The organism is Caulobacter sp. ErkDOM-E, from assembly GCF_048541895.1.
Lineage (GTDB): Bacteria > Pseudomonadota > Alphaproteobacteria > Caulobacterales > Caulobacteraceae > Caulobacter.
Map to the genome: position 1 here is coordinate 3,635,825 of NZ_CP183331.1, position 16,547 is coordinate 3,652,371.

Below are 16,547 nucleotides of genomic sequence, written 5' to 3' on the forward strand. Positions count from 1 at the left end.
TTTTCCTGGCCGCGATCTGGACGGCCGCAGGCCGACCTCCGGGATTACCGTAGACATATATACGGAAATCCCGTATGATTTTCCTTTATGGGGATGGAGTTTGAATGGGACGACGCCAAGGCGCAGAGCAATCTGGCCAAGCACGGCGTCCCGTTCGCCTATGCCGCCCGGGTGTTTCTTGACGCGGGGCTGATCGATTTCGATGCGTCCCGCCCCGGAGATGGCGAGCCGCGCCGCAAGGCGGTGGGCGCGATCGAGGGGCGCCTGTTTACCGTGGTCTACACATCGCGGGGCGAACGCATTCGGATGATTTCGGCGCGGCGCTGCAACCTGACGGAGGAACGACGCTATGGTCCGCTTCACCCTCACCCCGAATGAACTTCCAGCGCTGAGCGCTGATCAAAAGGCGCGCCTGGACGCCATGGACGATGCGGCGTTGAGCGCTGCGGCGGCGTCCGACGCCGACAATCCACCCCTGACGGAGGATGAGCTCGATCGCCTGAGCGCCGCCCGTCATGTGCGTCAGGTGCGGGCCCAGACCGGTCTGAGCCAGACGCTGTTCGCCAAAACCTTCCGCATCAATGTGGCCCGCCTGCGTGATCTGGAGCAGGGCCGCACTCAGCCCGACAGCGCCGTGCTGGCCTATCTGGCCGTCATCGACAAGGAGCCCGACGCCGTGCGCCGGGCGCTGGCCAGCGCCGACTGACCTAGTCCCGCACCAGCCCGCCATCGACGACCAGGTTCTGGCCGGTGACCGCCCGGCTCCAGGGCGCAGCGAAGAACAGCACCGCGTCGGCGAACTCGGCCGGCGTCGTCACCCGGCGCAGCGGCGTGCTCTGGGCGATCAGGTCGAAGATCGCTTCCGGCGTCGCCGAGCTGGCGTCAGTGGTGCGCAGCAGGCCGCCCGACAGCATGTTGACGGTGATCCCGCCGGGACCCAGATCAGCCGCCGCCGTGCGGGTCAGCGACAGCAGGGCGGCCTTGGCGGCGGTGTAGTCGTGGTAGGGCACGACCGGGTTCTGGAACAGGTTGGTGCCGATGTTGATCACCCGGCCAAAGCCCGCGTTTTCCATGGCCGGGGCCGTGGCCTGGATCAGGTTCAGCGCGCCGCGCAGCGACACGTCCAGTTGGCCCTGGAAATCCTCCCACGGGATCGACTGGATGGTTTCGCGGCCGTCGCCGTTGAAGCTGAAGTCGCCCAGGGCGTTGTTGACCACCGTGGTCACGTGGCTGCCGAAATGCTCGGCCGCCTCGTTGACCATGCGGCGGACGCCCTCGCGATCGCTGACATCGGCCTGGATCGCCACGGCATGGTCGCCCAGCTCCTCGGCCAGGGCGAGGGCGGCGGCTTCGCTGCGGCGATAGTTGATCACCACCGACGCGCCCTGGCCCGCAAAGGCCCGAGCGATGGCCGCGCCCAGTCCCCGGCCCGCGCCGGAAACCAGGACGATCTGTTCTTCCAGCTTCAAGCGATCAGTCCTTCATCCGCCAGGTCGCGCCGGCGGGGCCGTCCATGACCACCACGCCCAGAGCATCGAGCTCGGCGCGAATGGCGTCGGCGGCGGTCCAGTCCTTGGCGGCGCGGGCTTCCACCCGGCGCTTCAGCAGATCCTCGACCTGGGCCTTCAGGTCGTCAGAGGCGTCGCCCTCGAACCAGCTGTCGGGATCGGCCTGCAGGAAGCCCAGCAGGGCGCCGGCCTCGATCAGCCGGGCCTTGTTGGCGGCGATGGCGACGGTGTCACCCGCCGTGACAGCCCGCTCAATGGCGCTGGAAACCTCGAAGAAGCAGGCAATCGCCTGTGGCGTGTTGAGATCGTCCTCAAGCGCGGCGACCACATCTTCGGGGGCCTCCATCGCCTGGTCCATCGGCACATCCTTGGCGCGGCGCAGGGCGCCGTACAGACGGTCCAGGGCCTTGCGCGACTGCTCCAGCAGCTCCGGCGTCCAGTCCAGCGGCTGGCGATAGTGCGCCGACAGCAGCGCCCAGCGGATCACTTCGCCCGGCGTGGTCTTCAGCAGCTCGTGCGGCAGGATCACATTGCCCAGGCTCTTGGACATCTTCTCGCCGGACATATCCAGGAAGCCGTTGTGCATCCAGTAATTGGCCAGGACCGGCAGGTCATGGGCGCAACGGCTCTGGGCCAGCTCGTTCTCGTGGTGCGGGAAGGCCAGGTCGATGCCGCCGCCATGGATGTCGATGGTCTGGCCCAGAGCCTTGTCGATCATGGCCGAGCATTCGATGTGCCAGCCCGGACGGCCCGCGCCGAACGGGCTGTCCCACACCGGCTCGTTTTCCTTGGACGGCTTCCACAGCACGAAGTCGGCGGGATGGCGCTTGTAGGGCGCGACCTCGACCCGGGCCCCGGCGATCATGTCGTCCATGTTGCGGCCCGACAGCTGGCCATAGTCGGGGAAGGCCTGGGTGTCGAACAGCACGTGGCCTTCGGCGGCATAGGCCTTGCCGGCTTCAACCAGCTTTTCGATCATCGCGACGATCTCGCCGATATGCTCGGTGGCCTTGGGTTCGAGGTCGGGGCGCAGGGCCAGCAGGCCGTCAGCGTCGGCATGATAGGCGGCCAGATAGCGATCGGTGATCGTCTTGATCGGCACGCCTTCTTCGAAGGCCTTCTTGTTGATCTTGTCGTCCACGTCGGTGACGTTGCGGGCATAGACCACCGCGTCCGCGCCATAGATGTGGCGCAGCATCCGGTACAGCACGTCGAAAACCACCACCGGCCGGAAGTTGCCGATATGGGCGTGATTGTAGACCGTGGGGCCGCAGACATACATCGTCACCCGGTCCGGATCGGCGGGGACGAAGGCGCGCTTTTCGCGCGTCAGGGTGTCGTGGAGCTTCAAGGTCATGGGAAACGCGTCTGCCTGACGTAGCGGGAGGGTGTTGCGGAGGGCCGGGAGGGTCCCATATAGCTACTGGACACGCCGACGACACGTCATCTTTTCGACGGGTCCGGCCGTAGCTGTGAAACGGGTGGCACGCGTCATTCCAGGACGAGAGGCGTCCTGGCGCAACTCAGCCCGTGGAAAGACCCTCTCAAATCATGGACGCCCTGACCAGCGCGCGAACCCTGACCGGCCAAGAAGACGCCGCTCTTGATCTTGAAACCGCCCAGCGCCCCACCCGCGACGAGGCCATGGCCGCCGTCCGGACCCTGCTGGCCTGGGCCGGCGACAATCCCGACCGCGAAGGCCTGCTCGACACGCCCCAGCGCGTGGTCGACGCCTATGGCGAGTGGTTCGCCGGCTATGAAGGCGACCCGGCCAAAGAGCTGAGCCGCACCTTCGAGGACGTGCAGGGCTATGACGACATGGTCATGCTGCGCGGCATCGACGTGCAGAGCCACTGCGAGCACCATATGGCCCCGTTCCTGGGCAAGGCCTGGGTGGCCTATATGCCGACCGGCAAGGTGGTGGGCCTCTCCAAGCTGGCGCGGCTGGTGGAGATCTACGCCAAGCGTCTCCAGACCCAGGAGACCATGACCATGCAGGTGGCCGACGCCATCGAGGACCACCTCAGCGCCGCCGGCGTCGCCGTGCTGATCGACGCCGAGCACCAGTGCATGAGCACCCGCGGCGTGCACCATCACGACGTCTCGACCATCACCACCCAGTTCCGCGGCGTGTTCAGGACCGACAAGGTTCTGCAGCAGCGGTTCATGGATCTGGTGACGCGGAAATAGCCTCACGCGGCGGCGCGGATTCCCTCGCGGATCCGCGCCACGCAGGCGTCCACGGGTCGGTGCACCAGCGAGACCAGCACGAAGCTGATCAGCATCAGCAGATACCAGGCGCCCATCTTCTCGATCCCGACCATCGTCCAGCCGTCCTTCTGGCTGGGATAGATCCACGCGCCCGCGGCGGTGCCGAGGTTCTCGGCGATCCAGATGAACAGCGACACCAGCAGCAGGCCCACGATCATCGGCATGCGGCGCGGCGTCTGGTCGGGCGTGAAGACGAACCAGCTGCGCCCGAACAGCGCCGCCGACAGGGCAAACAGCCCGATGCGGATATCGGGCCCGTAGTGGTGGCTGAAGAAGTTGAGATAGGCCAGGCCCGCCAGGATCCAGATGCTCCAGAACGGCGGATAGCGGATGAAGGTGATGTCGAACAGTCGCCAGATCCGGGCGATATAGCTGCCGACGCAGGCGTACATGAAGCCGGTGAACAGCGGCACGCCGCCGATCCGCAGCAGGCTGGGCTCGGGATAGATCCACGAGCCGTGGGCGGTCTTGAAGATCTCCATCACCGTGCCGACCAGATGGAAAATGAAGATCACCAGCGCCTCGTCCCAGCGCTCCAGTTTCAGGGCCAGCAGCGAGGCCTGGATGGCCAGCGAGGCGAGGACGAGGAAGTCGTAGCGGGCGAGGCCCGCATCCCGGGGCCAGAACAGGAAGGTGCCCACCAGCAGGGCCAGCATCAGGCCGCCGAACAGGCAGGCCCAGGCCTGCTTGAGCCCGAACAGCAGGAACTCGTACACGTAGCCATGCCAGCGCGAGCGCCGCGCCCAAGGTCGGGCCAAGACGTCCAGCGCGGCGACCTGCGCCTTGATGCGATCCTTGAGGTTCATCGATTCTCCGCAGCCCGAGGCTAGCCCAGCGGGGCCCGTCGGCGCCATATGGGGCGCATGACTGCGCCCCTCTTCCCACACGCCCATGACAAGCACGCCCTGGAACGGGGCGACCAGCTGGCCCCGCGTTTCAACGCCGACGGCCTGGTCGTCGCCGTGGCCCAGCACGCCGACACCGGCGAGATCCTGATGCTGGCCTGGATGAACGACGAAGCCTTGAAGCTGACCGTCGACACCGGGATCGCCCACTATTTCAGCCGCTCGCGCGGCGAACTCTGGAAAAAGGGCGAGACCAGCGGCCAGCTGCAGATCGTCAGCGAGCTGCGGGTCGACTGCGACCAGGACGCGGTGCTGATCAAGGTTCGCCCCCAGGGCGACGGCGGCGCCTGCCACGTCGGCTTCCGCTCGTGCTTCTATCGGGTGATGGAAGACGGCCGGCTGGTTGAGCGGGAAGACAAGATCGCATGACCACGCTCCAGGCTCTGCTGGCCTTCAGCTTCGCCGCCTTTCTGCTGACCATCACGCCGGGGCTCGACACGGCGCTGGTGCTGCGCACCGCCGCCACCGAGGGTCCGCGTCGGGCTTTCGCGGCGGCGCTGGGCATCGGGATGGGCTGTCTGGTCTGGGGCGTAGCGGCCGCCTGCGGGGCCGGGGCCCTGCTCACCGCGTCCGAGCACGCCTATACCGCGCTGAAATGGGCCGGCGCGGCCTATCTGGTCTGGGTCGGCGGCAAGATGCTGATGCGGCCCCGCGACAGCTTTGAACCCGGCGCCATGGCCCCCACCGGCGGCGGCGGCCTCGCCGCCCTGCGCCGGGGCCTGCTGACCAACCTGCTCAATCCCAAGGTCGGGGTGTTCTACATCTCGTTCCTGCCGCAGTTCGTGCCGACCGGCGCCAATCCCGCCACCTTCGGCGTGCTGCTGGCGGGGCTGCACGTGGTCATGGGCCTGATCTGGGCCGGACTGCTGATCGCCGCCACCGCGCCCCTGGCCGGCCTGCTGCGCAAGGCCTCGGTGATCCGGGGACTGGACCGGATCACCGGCGGCGTTTTCATCGCCTTTGGCCTGCGTCTGGCGCTGGAACGGCGCTAGGCTTCGGCCAGGGCCTCGACGCCGCCGCCCTTTGTGGGCGTGACCACGAAGCGCTTGAGAACCCGGGTCGTGTAGGCCGGCTCGAAGATGGTCGAGACGGCGATCATCTCGCTGGTCGCCTTGCCATGTTCCAGGGTCAGCAGCACGAAGCCCTTGGCGCCCGGATCAGCGAACTTGACCTCGGTGTTGCGGGCCGCAAAGGCCTGGCCCAGCGGCACGCCGGGCAGGATGTCGCCATAGCCCGGCGAGGTGATCCCGGTGGCCCCGAACTCGACGGCCACCCGCTTGGCGCCCGCCTCATCGAAAAGCTCATTGGCCCAGAACGAATGGCTGTCGCCCGACAGCACGATCGGATGCGCCCCGGCGCTCTTGAACAGGTCGTACAGCCGCTCGCGATCGGCCGGATAGCCGTCCCAGGCGTCCAGATTGTAGGGCAGGCCCAGGGCCGACAGCGCCACGCCCTGCAGGATGCGCTCGCGGATATAGGGCGGCAGCTTGGCCAGCATCGGCTCGAACTTCTCGCCCAGCAGGGTCTGCAGGTTGGGGCCTGCGACGCGGGCCATGACCACCTGATTGCCCAGCACCTGCCAGGCGCTGCCGGCCTTGACCGAGGCGGAGACCTGCCCGGCCAGCCACTGGCCCTGGGCCTCGCCGACCAGGCGGCGGGCCGGATCCTTCCACTTGGCCGAGAAGGCGGCCACGTCGGGCTTGCCGTCGACCACCGGCAGATCGGTGGCGTAGTCCAGCTGCTCGGATCGGGCGGTCAGGCGCGTCTCGGTCATCAGCAGGGTGGCCACGTCGCCGAACTGGAACCCGCGCCAGCTGGCGTCCGGCAGGGCGCCGGCGGTCGGTTCGCGGATCGGCATCCACTCGTAATAGGCCTTCAGGGCGGCGGCCTTGCGCGCGGCCCAGTCGCCTTCAGCCTTGTCGGGATTGTGGTTCTGGGCCCCGCCCTGCCAGCTGTCATTGGCGGTTTCGTGATCGTCCCAGACCACGATCCACGGCGCGCGCGCATGGGCGGCCTGCAGGTGGGGGTCGGACTTGTAGCGGGCGTGACGGCGGCGATAGTCGTCCAGGGTGACGATCTCGTGCAGCGGGTCGGGCATCCGCTGGGCGGCGACCGGCGAGTTCATGCCGTAGTCCGTGGGCGCGCCACCATACTCGTAGATATAGTCGCCCAGGTGCAGCACGGCGTCGACGCGCGGCAGCTTGGCGATGGCGTCGTAGGCGTTGAAATAGCCGTTCGAATAGAGCGAGCACGAGGCCACGGCCAGGACGACATCCTTGGTCGGCCCGGTCGGCAGGGTGCGGGTGCGGCCCACCGGCGAGGTCACGCCATTGGCCACAAAGCGATACCAGTAGTCGGTGCCCGGCTTCAGCCCCTGGCCGTCCAGATCATGCTTTAGCGTCCAGTCGCGGCTGGCCTTGGCGCGCAGGCCTTTGCCGGTGCGGACGATGGTCTTGAAGGCCGGATCCGCCGCCACTTCCAGAGTCGCCAGCACATCGCGGTCGGACGCGCCCTTGGGCGTGACACGGGTCCAGAAGATGGCGCTGGTCTGATCAGGGTCGCCGCTGGCGACGCCGTGCTCGAACGCCACCGCGCCCGTGTGGAGGTTCAGCCCCTGCGCAGAAACACCGCTGCCAGCGCCGGCGGCGCCACCCAGGCCGAGAAAGGCGAGAGCCCTGCGACGATCGATCTTCATGGGATTTCTTTCCTGGGTCCACGGCGCCGCTTGGGCGTCTCGTGCGTTAGCGTCACAGCACAACAGGAAGATGACGCATGTCGAGTGAAGGCCTTCACATCCCCCGCGAAAAACTCAGCCGCAAGACCCTAAACCGCCACTACGCCATCACCTCGCTGATCGAGGAATTCGAGGCGGTGGACTGGTATCGTCAGCGCGCGGATGACTGCGACGACGTCGAGCTGAAGAAGATCCTGCTGCACAATGCGCGCGAGGAGCTTGAACACGCCGCCATGCTGATGGAATGGCTGCGCCGAGACGATCCCGAGACCGACGAACAGCTGCGCAAGTACCTGTTCAAGGACGGCTCGATCGCCGGCCATGAGGAAGAGGCGGTCGGGAAATAGGCGTCAGGAATTCCGCTCTGCCCGGCCAAGGCCAGGCAGAGCGGACACCATTGTCTAGCGTTTGATCGACAGCGCCACGCCCACAAAGCGCGGCTCGCCGGCGATGAAGGTGGGGATGCCGAAGGCGTCGCCGGTGTTGCCGGCGTCCTTGATATAGTCCTGCTCGAGCAGGTTGGTCGCGAACGCCTCGATCTTGATGGCGCTGTCCTTGCTGGGTTGATAGCCGATGCGCAGGTTCATCAGGCCGTAGGCCTTCTGCTTCTCATCCTGGATCACATCGCCCGTGGTCTGCAGCGCGGCCCGGTCGTTGGCATTGTCGAAGAAGACTTCTGACTGCCACGTATAGGTGGGGGTGATGGTGAAGCGGCCGATCGGCGCGTCGAACGCCACATTGGCGCCCAGCGAGAAGCTGTCGTCCGGCGACAGACGGAAACGGTTGTCCTTGAACAGGCCGTTGCCGAAGCGGGCCTTGCTGTGCGCGTAGGTGCCGAACACGGTGGCGTTGGCCGTGACCTGGAAGGTCGTCTGACCTTCAAAACCGGTGGCCGAGGCCTCGCCGGCATTGGTCGAAACGACCTGGCCGGACGGCAGACGGATCGAGGTCTGGAAGTTCTCGTAGTCATAGCGATAGACCGCGCCCTCCAGGGTCAGGCGACGATCCATGAGGGCGACCTTGGAGCCGATCTCGTAGGAGATGACTTCTTCGGCCGGGATCTCGGTGAACCGCGCCGCAGCGCCGGGAACGGTGTTACCGCCCTGAACGACCTTGGGGCGACGGCCGGTGGCGACCGAGGCATACAGGTTGGCGTCAGGGGTAACGGCGTAGCGGCCGACGACCCGGTAGGTGATGCCGTTGTCGGTGAAGCTCTTGTACTGGGCCTGACCATTGGTGGTGGGTTGCACGAACAGGCCGCGCGGCGTGGTCGGCGTGCTGCCGCCCAGGACCGAGCCGCCATTGCCCAGGACGACGCCGTAGCCGCTTTCCTTGTCGTCATAGGTGTAGCGCAGGCCGGCGGCCAGTTCGAGCCTGTCGGTCGCCTTCCAGGTCACATCGCCATAGGCGTCATACGACTTGGTCTTGCCGTAGTTGGTGAAGGTTTCCAGGTGCTGGCTCTTGAGCGCGGCAAAGTTCGGGATCGCGTTGATGAAGGCCATGCCGGCGACGTTGGGTCGCACGAAGCCGGGGATCGCGCCGGCGCGGGCGGCGAACACCTTTTCGTTGAACAGCAGCGGAACGCGCTGGCTGCCGTCTTCCCAGAAATAGCTCAGCCCGCCAAAGGCCGTGATCGCGCCATCGGCGTCGTAGTTCAGGCGCAGGTCCTGGCTGGCCGACTTGCCCTGGGCGTCTTCGGCGAAGGTAAACAGCGGCAGCGAGAAGCCGTCGGCGTCGAAGATCTCTTCACCCGCGAAGCGGCGGAAGGCGGTCGTCGAGGCCAGCGAGAGGGCGTCATTAATCTTGTAGTTGGCCAGGCCGGTGACGCTGAACACGTCGCGCTCAAGACCCAGCTTCTGGTCGTTTTCGAAGCCGGCCACGGTGGCCAGGGCGGCGCCGGAATTGCGGCCCAGATCACCCAGCACCGCGCCCGTGGTCGGGTCGGTCGGCAGGTAGGTCAGCGACTTGAACGAGGTGCCCGACGGGCTGTCGGACTGGTAGTTGACCAGCAGGTCGGCGTCGAAACGCTCGTTGGGGCGCCAGTTCAGCGCAACGCGCACCGCCGTGGTCTGGGTGGAGTTGAAGTCCTCGCCCACCAGCAGGTTCTTCACATAGCCGTCGCGGTGCTTGATGCGGCCGGCGACGCGGATCGACAGGGTGTCGGTGATCGGGGCGTTGAACATGCCCTCGGCCATCATGTAGCCGAAGTTGCCGCCCTCGACCCGAGCCGAGGCGGCATAGCCCGGACGGGCCTTGGCCTGGATGATGTTGACCGCGCCGATCAGCGCGCCGCGACCATAGAGGGTCGATTGCGGGCCCTTGGCCACTTCGACGCGCTCCAGGTCGAACAGCTCGACATAGGAACCGCGCGACTTCGAGATCGAGACGCCGTCCTGATAGACCGACACGCGCGGCTCGTTGGTGGCCTCGCCGGAGTCGGAGGTGATGCCGCGCATCACGAAGCCGGGGTTGTTGGGCGACTGGTTCTGGACCTCGAAGCCGGGAACGAACAGCGACAGCTCCTCGAACTCCTGAACGCCCAGCATCTCGAGCGTCGAGCCCGAATAGGCGGTCAGCGAGACCGGCACATCCATGGCCTTCTGCTCGCGCTTCTGGGCGGTGACGACGACCTGCTCGACCTGAGCGGCGTCAGCCGGCGCATCGACGTCGGCGGCGATGGCCATGGAAGCGACGCTGAGCGCCAGAACACTGGTGGCGGACATCAGCAAGGTGGTGTGGATCGCGCGCATCGATTATCCCCTTCGACGGTAAGCTGGGCTAAGTTCCCGGCGGATAGGCGCCGCTCGTGTCGGATGCGCGACGAGATTGCGACGGAGCGATGAAACACCCTTGAGCCCGCTGGACGACGATACAGACGACATCGAGATTGAGGCCCAGGCGCCACAAACTGAGGCCAGGCTTGAGGTTGCGCTCACGGCGGATGACGCTGGGGAACGCCTGGACAAGATTCTGGCGACGCGATTCGAGGGCCTGTCGCGCGCGCGCCTGCAGGCCCTGATCGCCGACGGCCGGCTCAGCCTGGAGGGCCGGGTGGTGACCGACGGCTCGCAAAAGGCCCGCCCTGGCCTGTATCAACTGCAGATCCCGGCCCCGATCGCCGCCGAACCCTCGCCAGAGGACATTCCTTTGAGCGTCCTCTACGAGGACGCCCACCTGATCGTCGTCGACAAGCCGGCCGGCATGGCCGCCCACCCGGCCCCCGGCAACTACACCGGCACCCTGGTCCACGCCCTGCTGCACCATTGCCGGGGCAGCCTGTCGGGCGTCGGCGGGGTCGCGCGGCCCGGCATTGTGCACCGCCTGGACAAGGAAACCTCCGGCGTCATGGTCGCGGCCAAGACCGACGCCGCTCACCAGGGCCTGTCGGCGCTGTTTTCCACCCACGACATCGATCGTCTCTATATCGCCCTGACCCGCGGCGCGCCCTATCCGGCCCACGGCACGATCCAGACCCAGCTGGGTCGCTCGCCGCACGACCGCAAGAAGATGGCGATCCTCAAGAGCGGCGGCCGCGAGGCCATCACCCACTATCGCGTCGAGGAAGCCTTTGGCCCGGCCGACAAGCCGGTGGCGGCGCGCGTGGCCTGCCGGCTGGAGACCGGCCGCACCCACCAGATCCGCGTCCACCTGGCCAGCAAGGTCGCGCCCTGTCTTGGCGACCCGGTCTATGGCGGCGGCCCGCCCGCGGCCGGCGTGAAGGCCGTGATCGAAGAGATCGGTTTCCAGCGCCAGGCCCTGCACGCCGCCGTGCTGGGATTTGTCCATCCGATCACCGGCGAGACCCTGCGCTTCGAGACCGCCCTGCCCGCCGACATGGCGGCTCTCGAAGCGGGCCTCAAGGCGCTCTGAGACAACCGTCCCTTGCGGTCGCGTTACAAACCCGCCCTAATTCCGCTGACGGAGCGGCCTACAGCCTACAGACCGCCGCTTTCCGGAAGGCCTCATGACCTCGATGCGACCCCTGCTCGTTCTGCTGGCCGGCCTTGCCCTAGCCGGACCCGCCCTGGCCCAGACGGTCGCCGGCGAAGACGAAGTCGTCTCGACCGCCGCCCACCGCCTCGACGCCAGAACAGCGGCAGAGGCCCAGAACGCGCCCGCCGTCACCGCGCCCCCGCCCCGCATCCTGACCACCGACGAGCAGATCGCCGAGTTCCTGGCGACCTCCCCGGCGCTCGAAGGCCGCGACGGCCTGTTCGGGCTTGGACGGAGCGACGAAGAGACCGGGCGCAAGATCCACGGCTCGGCCGGCGTCACCGTGGGCACCGGGGGCTATCGCAGCGCCTATGTCTCGACCCTGATCCCGATCGGCGAAACCTCGACCCTGGGCCTGGCCTATTCCCAGACCGATCACGGCAACAACGCCGTCTTCCATCCCTATGACGACTATGGCTATGGCGGCCATGACCGGGGCGGCTGGAACGGCGACAGCGTCGGCCTGGGCCGGCCAGGCTATTGGGGCCGCGGCGGAAAGCAGCAGTCTCTGGCCGTTTCCCTGGCCGTCGGCGGCGACCGCCGCAGCCCACCCGATGGCTGCGCGCCGGCGTTTCGCGCCGGAGATCGTTATGTAGAGCCGCTTTGGGCAACCCAGATGCGGGGTCAGATGCGGGGCCAGGCCAGTCCCTGCGCGCCCGACGGATCGCGCTGAGCCGTTCGCCCCGCCCAGGCCCACCGAAACGATCTTCTTGCGAACGCCCGTCGTTCGCGGATGTTTAATAGCTTAGCGCCATGGTTGCCTATCGGGATCTATCAGGCGTTCGCATGCAGCCGGAAATCATCGCCCACCATCACCCCGCCACGGGTACGGTGACCTATCTTGTCGTAGATCCAGCCACATTGCTGTGCGCGATTGTCGATCCCGTTCTGGATTTCGATCCGGAGACGCAGGCCACCGACACCCGTTTCGTCGATGGGATCATCGCGGAAATCCGCGCCCGCGACATGGGTCCGACCTGGATCCTGGAAACCGGCCTGCACGCCACCCACCTGTCGGCGGCCGGCCATCTGAAATATGAAACCGGCGCCTCGATCTGTATCGGAGCCGGGGTGATCGAGAGCCTCAAGCGCCTGGCTCCGGCCATGGGCGAGGACGGCGTCGACCTCGAAGGCTGGGACTTCGACAAGCTGGCCCAGGACGGCGAAGTCATGCCGATGGGCGGGCTGGAAATCACCGCCCACACCGTCACCGGTCGCCTCCCCGGCGCCGTGGCCTATCAGATCGGCGACGTGGTCTTCACGGGCGACGCCCTGCTGGCCCCTGACCTGGGCTCGGGCCGCTGCGACCTGCCCGGCGCCGACGCCGAGGGTCTGTACGCCGCCGCCCGCCGCTTTCTCTCGCTGCCAGACGACACCCGCCTGCTGGCGGGCTGGGAAGACGCCGCCGGCCGGGCCGCAACCACCGTGGCCCAGCAGCGGGCCGACAATATCCAGCTCCAGGACGGCATCGACATGGCCGCCTTCACGGCCCTGCGCGGCGCCGCCGACGCGGCCCTGGCGCCAGCGCCCTATCCCGCCCAGGCCCTGCGCGTGGCGATCCGCTCCGGCAAGCTGCCGCCAGAGGGCGAAGACGGCCGCCGCTTCCCGCCGACCGATATCAGTTCTTTCTAGAACCGAACTTGCGTCGGGCCTGGATCGCTAGCCACACGGTTCGCGAAGGCGATGTTCGGCGCGAGGCACGCCTGACCCATGGCGGTCGTCAGACCCCGGTCTGAGACGCGCCAGTCACCGCTGAAGCGACGGGCAAGACCATCGCGCTTTTCCGCTGCACCCAGATGGTTTTGCACCCCAGGGCGTGACCGCGAGAGAAAGCCTGCGACAGGGACTTGCGTTCCCGCGACGACACCGCTAGGTATCGCGCCCTCGACCTCGGGCCCTCTCAAGAAGGGCTCAAAAACGGCGCCTGGAGAGGTGGCAGAGTGGTCGAATGTACCGCACTCGAAATGCGGCGTGCCTGGAAGGGCACCGTGGGTTCGAATCCCACCCTCTCCGCCACCACCCTATTCGCCGGTGTTCATAGGCGTCCGCCGACGAGCGGAAATCCCTAGCAAAATAAGACCTTAGACGTTTCCACTGTCTGGACGCGTCCGTCGAAATACGCCACTATCTGACTCACTGTTGTGGGTAGATTTGTGGGTATAAATGGCCCGACTGATCGACAGATTGACGGCAATAGAGGTGCGGCGGCTCAGCGAGCCCGGCCTCTACCCCGATGGCGGCGGGCTGTATCTGCAGGTCAGCCCAGGCGGCGCTAAGTCGTGGATCTATCGCTTCACCCTGAAGGGTAGAGCGCGCGCCATGGGACTAGGCCCGCACCATATTGTCTCGCTGGCTGAAGCTAGGAATTTGGCCCGCGAGGCGCGCCGGCTAAGACACGAGCGCATCGACCCCATCGAGCAGCGCAAGAGCCTCCAGGCGGAGGCCGATCTATCTGCAGCGCAGCAGGTCACGTTCATGGACGCCGCCAGGGCCTACATCGACGCCAACAAAGCAGCCTGGCGCAACGACAAGCACAAGGCTCAGTGGACAGCCACGCTGGAGGCCTACGGCGCGCCGATCTTTGGTCAGACGCCTTTGGCGGACATCGACACCAATCTGGTTCTCAAGGCCCTGCAGCCGATCTGGACCACCAAGTCGGAGACGGCGAGCCGGGTGCGAGGCCGCATCGAAACGGTGCTCGATTGGGCGACCGTCCGAGGGCTCAGGACCGGCGACAATCCGGCCCGCTGGAAGGGCCACCTGGACAAGCTGCTGCCGGCGAAATCCAAGGTGTCCAAGGTCGAGCACCATGCCGCACTGCCCTACAAAGAGGTCAGCGCGTTGATAGCCGATCTGCGCAAGCAGCGCGGCGCCGGCGCGCGCGCTTTGGAGTTCGCCATTCTGACGGCGGCGCGGACCGGCGAGGTGATCGGCGCGACCTGGGACGAGTTCGACCTGGAGCACGCGACCTGGACAATCCCCGCCGCCCGGATGAAGGCCAAGAAGCCGCATCGGGTGCCGCTATCCCCTGCCGCGCTCGCTGTCATCATGGCGCGCCGCGAGCAACAGATCGAGGCGGAGCGGACACGTTTGTCGCTGATGGGCCAAGTATCGCCGGACGATCTGGGGCCTCAGCCCTTCGTCTTTGAAGGAATGCGGTCGGGCAAGGGCCTGTCGAACATGGCCTTGCTGAAGGTCCTTGAACGCATGGGCCGTTCGGATCTCACGACCCATGGATTCCGAAGCACTTTCCGCGATTGGGCGGCGGAGATGACGGAGCATCGCGGCGAGATCGTCGAAATGGCGCTCGCTCACACGATCGCCGGCAAGGTTGAGGCGGCCTATCGCCGTGGCGATCTACTCGAAAAGCGAACACATCTGATGCACGACTGGGCGCAATACATCGTGGACCCAAAATGACGCGGACAGAAAAAGCCAGCGGCATCGATGAGGAAATCGGAGCCAAGACCCGAGCAGCGTTCGAAAGCATATTCGAAGCTATTGATGCAGGTATGATCTCGGGAAACTACTCCGATGCATTCTCAAGAGTGCGGGAAATTATTGATCCACTTCGAGAGAAAATTGGTGGAGAGATATGCAACAACGACCCCGGTGAATTTGAGTGCCATCAGCTGATGAAGTCAAATTCTGAGCGCAAAGCCGCGATTGGAAGCTTTTTCAGGGTCGATAACGTCCTTGCCCTATTGATCACTGATGCAGCCAGAAGCCCTGAAGCCCTGAGAATTTTTCAAGCTGGTTACGCATTCGGCGCGGCGTCTGGCCTCGGAATTTTCCGACTTATAGGTACAGACCATGCTGTGGTTACGGCGACCACAGAAGCCACAGAATATCTTGAGAGTCGAGTTAGGGGCGGAGATGGAAGAGCGGATCTCGATAAGCCGAGAATAGAAAATAGGAGAAATAGAGTTATAGATTTTGTGCGCGATAATCCGAACATCAAAAGTGTAATTGAGATTGCAGAAGCCATACTTCCGTTTGAAGAGAAGAATTTATCTTTGGCATCTCTAACCGCATATATCAGGCGGGAAATGAGAGATCACCTTCCAGGCCACCTAAGAAGGAAAAATTCTCGGCAGATACCCTTCGGGTAAATTTAAGGAGCGGCGGCGTGCAGTTGAGGATGGCCGGCGCTGAAACGCATTCAGGTGGCTGAATGCGACTGCGCTTATTTTCTAGCTGCGCCATCCCTATGGACGCCTCCGCACGTTGGGAGGTCCCCATGGATGAGAGAGATGACACCCTTAGCTCAGACGCCAAGCAAGCAGGCCTATTCCATCCTGGAATTTTGCCAGGCTTTCGGAATCGGCCGCTCGACCCTTTACGATCAGATCCGCAACAAACGGCTCCAGGTGGTCAAGGTCGGCGCTCGAACGCTAATCCCGCGCGGAGAGGCAGAACGCTGGCTCGCTGATCTGCGTTCATAGCAATAGCCATGCCGGCCTAAGGGGCCAGCTGCTGTCATCGGACGCTCGTCAGGTTGCACAGCCAACACGCGGTCCATCGGGATCGCAGGCCGCCGCTTCAAACCACCCCGCTACCACCTCAATGGAGGGACCATGTCCTATCCGAATGCCTTCCCATGCCTCAGCCGGGCCTTGGCAGCCCTCCGGCAGCGGCGTCAACGCCCAGCAACTAGCGAAATCATCCGGTTCGTCACCAAAAACGACGGCGTCTGCTACTGCCAGGTCGTCCGCTGCAAGATCGGCCGAAAACGCCATGTGGCTTTTTTGAATGTCGCCGGATCTCTCCATCATCCAACCGGCGACATCGAGGGCCTCGCCTCGTCGGCGCTCCGCGATATGGGCGCTCCGGCCGCCTCGCTCGTCTTTTGGGAGGTCGATCGGTATGAGACGGATGATCGCATCTTCATCCACCGGGTCGAATTCCAGTCCCCAGCATCCGGAAGGTTCTCGGACCCCAAGTGGATTCCGGAGGCGCTGCCCGAGGCGTTGGCCAAGCAGGTCGCGCTCGCCCAGCATGAGATTTTCCTCAACTGGACGCCCCGTGCGCCAAGGGGCCGGCGATGAGAGCGGCGGTGCGCTTTTCCCATGCCGGAAGCTTCGCAATCGCCGGGCTCCCAATTGATTCAAACTGCGAAAAGTCCACCTCAGAACT

Annotated in this window: 17 protein-coding genes, 1 tRNA gene and 1 pseudogene; 14 read left to right on the top strand and 5 right to left on the bottom strand. The window is 65.6% G+C overall.

Annotated elements, in window-relative coordinates; genetic code table 11:
* The first annotated feature begins 93 nt into the window (after positions 1-93).
* Together ACN2C7_RS17755 and ACN2C7_RS17760 are read left to right on the top strand one after the other, a co-directional pair.
* Positions 94-378, top strand: coding sequence for a BrnT family toxin (locus ACN2C7_RS17755; RefSeq protein ID WP_419318790.1), 285 nt, complete (start codon positions 94-96; stop codon positions 376-378).
* Positions 350-706: a helix-turn-helix domain-containing protein gene (locus ACN2C7_RS17760; protein WP_419318792.1), complete on the top strand. Its 357-nt coding sequence runs from the start codon at positions 350-352 to the stop codon at positions 704-706. Before ACN2C7_RS17755 ends, ACN2C7_RS17760 begins: the two co-directional genes overlap by 29 nt.
* A gap of 1 nt (position 707) precedes the next feature.
* Here the strand turns inward: ACN2C7_RS17760 and ACN2C7_RS17765 are convergent, their stop codons facing one another.
* Together ACN2C7_RS17765 and cysS are read right to left on the bottom strand one after the other, a co-directional pair.
* On the bottom strand, positions 708-1,469 hold the full coding sequence (locus ACN2C7_RS17765; RefSeq protein ID WP_419318794.1) for a 3-oxoacyl-ACP reductase: 762 nt from the start codon (positions 1,467-1,469) through the stop codon (positions 708-710).
* Positions 1,470-1,473: 4 nt separating this feature from the next.
* A complete protein-coding gene (cysS, locus tag ACN2C7_RS17770) occupies positions 1,474-2,865 on the bottom strand; it encodes a cysteine--tRNA ligase (protein ID WP_419318796.1) in 1,392 nt (463 codons plus the stop codon).
* 194 nt (positions 2,866-3,059) lie between these two features.
* On the opposite strand from cysS, the gene folE reads away from it, so the two are divergent.
* Entirely contained in the window at positions 3,060-3,698 is a 639-nt protein-coding gene (folE, locus tag ACN2C7_RS17775) for a GTP cyclohydrolase I FolE (RefSeq protein ID WP_419318798.1), read from the top strand.
* Positions 3,699-3,700: 2 nt separating this feature from the next.
* On the opposite strand, the gene ACN2C7_RS17780 is transcribed toward folE, so the two are convergent.
* Complete coding sequence (locus ACN2C7_RS17780) at positions 3,701-4,585, bottom strand: DUF817 domain-containing protein (RefSeq protein WP_419318800.1); 885 nt, start codon at positions 4,583-4,585, stop codon at positions 3,701-3,703.
* Positions 4,586-4,642: 57 nt separating this feature from the next.
* Here ACN2C7_RS17780 and hisI point away from each other — a divergent pair.
* Positions 4,643-5,060 (top strand): annotated as a pseudogene (gene hisI / locus ACN2C7_RS17785) (phosphoribosyl-AMP cyclohydrolase); the annotation flags it as partial.
* Complete coding sequence (locus ACN2C7_RS17790) at positions 5,050-5,676, top strand: LysE family translocator (RefSeq protein WP_419318802.1); 627 nt, start codon at positions 5,050-5,052, stop codon at positions 5,674-5,676. The pseudogene hisI and the gene ACN2C7_RS17790, both read left to right, overlap by 11 nt.
* Here the strand turns inward: ACN2C7_RS17790 and ACN2C7_RS17795 are convergent.
* Positions 5,673-7,379, bottom strand: coding sequence for an alkaline phosphatase D family protein (locus ACN2C7_RS17795; protein WP_419318804.1), 1,707 nt, complete (start codon positions 7,377-7,379; stop codon positions 5,673-5,675). The two genes, ACN2C7_RS17790 and ACN2C7_RS17795, sit on opposite strands and share 4 nt — an antisense overlap.
* A 77-nt stretch (positions 7,380-7,456) precedes the next feature.
* On the opposite strand from ACN2C7_RS17795, the gene ACN2C7_RS17800 reads away from it, so the two are divergent.
* The gene (locus tag ACN2C7_RS17800; protein ID WP_419318806.1) at positions 7,457-7,765 is read left to right on the top strand and encodes a ferritin family protein; all 309 of its coding nucleotides are present in this window, start codon (positions 7,457-7,459) and stop codon (positions 7,763-7,765) included.
* A gap of 54 nt (positions 7,766-7,819) precedes the next feature.
* Here the strand turns inward: ACN2C7_RS17800 and ACN2C7_RS17805 are convergent, their stop codons facing one another.
* Positions 7,820-10,168, bottom strand: coding sequence for a TonB-dependent receptor (locus tag ACN2C7_RS17805; protein WP_419318808.1), 2,349 nt, complete (start codon positions 10,166-10,168; stop codon positions 7,820-7,822).
* Positions 10,169-10,304: 136 nt separating this feature from the next.
* Between ACN2C7_RS17805 and ACN2C7_RS17810 the strand changes: the two genes are divergently transcribed.
* The 8 genes from ACN2C7_RS17810 (at position 10,305) to ACN2C7_RS17845 (ending at position 16,459) form a co-directional block, all read left to right on the top strand.
* On the top strand, positions 10,305-11,288 hold the full coding sequence (locus ACN2C7_RS17810; RefSeq protein ID WP_419321497.1) for an RluA family pseudouridine synthase: 984 nt from the start codon (positions 10,305-10,307) through the stop codon (positions 11,286-11,288).
* A 94-nt stretch (positions 11,289-11,382) separates the two neighbouring features.
* On the top strand, positions 11,383-12,084 hold the full coding sequence (locus ACN2C7_RS17815; protein ID WP_419318810.1) for a hypothetical protein: 702 nt from the start codon (positions 11,383-11,385) through the stop codon (positions 12,082-12,084).
* A gap of 113 nt (positions 12,085-12,197) precedes the next feature.
* Positions 12,198-13,043, top strand: a complete 846-nt coding sequence (locus ACN2C7_RS17820) for an MBL fold metallo-hydrolase (RefSeq protein ID WP_419318812.1) — start codon at positions 12,198-12,200, stop codon at positions 13,041-13,043.
* Between the two features lie 294 nt (positions 13,044-13,337).
* Positions 13,338-13,427 (top strand) — tRNA-Ser (locus ACN2C7_RS17825).
* Between the two features lie 147 nt (positions 13,428-13,574).
* Complete coding sequence (locus ACN2C7_RS17830) at positions 13,575-14,831, top strand: tyrosine-type recombinase/integrase (protein WP_419318814.1); 1,257 nt, start codon at positions 13,575-13,577, stop codon at positions 14,829-14,831.
* A complete protein-coding gene (locus ACN2C7_RS17835; RefSeq protein WP_419318816.1) occupies positions 14,828-15,523 on the top strand; it encodes a hypothetical protein in 696 nt (231 codons plus the stop codon). Before ACN2C7_RS17830 ends, ACN2C7_RS17835 begins: the two co-directional genes overlap by 4 nt.
* Before the next feature lie 141 nt (positions 15,524-15,664).
* Complete coding sequence (locus ACN2C7_RS17840; protein ID WP_419321498.1) at positions 15,665-15,856, top strand: helix-turn-helix domain-containing protein; 192 nt, start codon at positions 15,665-15,667, stop codon at positions 15,854-15,856.
* A gap of 132 nt (positions 15,857-15,988) precedes the next feature.
* Complete coding sequence (locus ACN2C7_RS17845) at positions 15,989-16,459, top strand: hypothetical protein (RefSeq protein WP_419318818.1); 471 nt, start codon at positions 15,989-15,991, stop codon at positions 16,457-16,459.
* The last annotated feature ends 88 nt before the right edge of the window (positions 16,460-16,547 follow it).

What these genes read in the sequence shown, in the direction of transcription:
- ACN2C7_RS17755 (WP_419318790.1), top strand. Translation starts at nt 94, where the DNA reads ATGGAGTTTGAATGGGACGACGCCAAGGCGCAGAGCAATCTGGCCAAG.
- ACN2C7_RS17760 (WP_419318792.1), top strand. Translation starts at nt 350, where the DNA reads ATGGTCCGCTTCACCCTCACCCCGAATGAACTTCCAGCGCTGAGCGCT.
- cysS (WP_419318796.1), bottom strand. Translation starts at nt 2,865, where the DNA reads ATGACCTTGAAGCTCCACGACACCCTGACGCGCGAAAAGCGCGCCTTC.
- folE (WP_419318798.1), top strand. Translation starts at nt 3,060, where the DNA reads ATGGACGCCCTGACCAGCGCGCGAACCCTGACCGGCCAAGAAGACGCC.
- ACN2C7_RS17780 (WP_419318800.1), bottom strand. Translation starts at nt 4,585, where the DNA reads ATGAACCTCAAGGATCGCATCAAGGCGCAGGTCGCCGCGCTGGACGTC.
- ACN2C7_RS17790 (WP_419318802.1), top strand. Translation starts at nt 5,050, where the DNA reads ATGACCACGCTCCAGGCTCTGCTGGCCTTCAGCTTCGCCGCCTTTCTG.
- ACN2C7_RS17795 (WP_419318804.1), bottom strand. Translation starts at nt 7,379, where the DNA reads ATGAAGATCGATCGTCGCAGGGCTCTCGCCTTTCTCGGCCTGGGTGGC.
- ACN2C7_RS17800 (WP_419318806.1), top strand. Translation starts at nt 7,457, where the DNA reads ATGTCGAGTGAAGGCCTTCACATCCCCCGCGAAAAACTCAGCCGCAAG.
- ACN2C7_RS17805 (WP_419318808.1), bottom strand. Translation starts at nt 10,168, where the DNA reads ATGCGCGCGATCCACACCACCTTGCTGATGTCCGCCACCAGTGTTCTG.
- ACN2C7_RS17815 (WP_419318810.1), top strand. Translation starts at nt 11,383, where the DNA reads ATGACCTCGATGCGACCCCTGCTCGTTCTGCTGGCCGGCCTTGCCCTA.
- ACN2C7_RS17820 (WP_419318812.1), top strand. Translation starts at nt 12,198, where the DNA reads ATGCAGCCGGAAATCATCGCCCACCATCACCCCGCCACGGGTACGGTG.
- ACN2C7_RS17830 (WP_419318814.1), top strand. Translation starts at nt 13,575, where the DNA reads ATGGCCCGACTGATCGACAGATTGACGGCAATAGAGGTGCGGCGGCTC.
- ACN2C7_RS17835 (WP_419318816.1), top strand. Translation starts at nt 14,828, where the DNA reads ATGACGCGGACAGAAAAAGCCAGCGGCATCGATGAGGAAATCGGAGCC.
- ACN2C7_RS17840 (WP_419321498.1), top strand. Translation starts at nt 15,665, where the DNA reads ATGACACCCTTAGCTCAGACGCCAAGCAAGCAGGCCTATTCCATCCTG.
- ACN2C7_RS17845 (WP_419318818.1), top strand. Translation starts at nt 15,989, where the DNA reads ATGTCCTATCCGAATGCCTTCCCATGCCTCAGCCGGGCCTTGGCAGCC.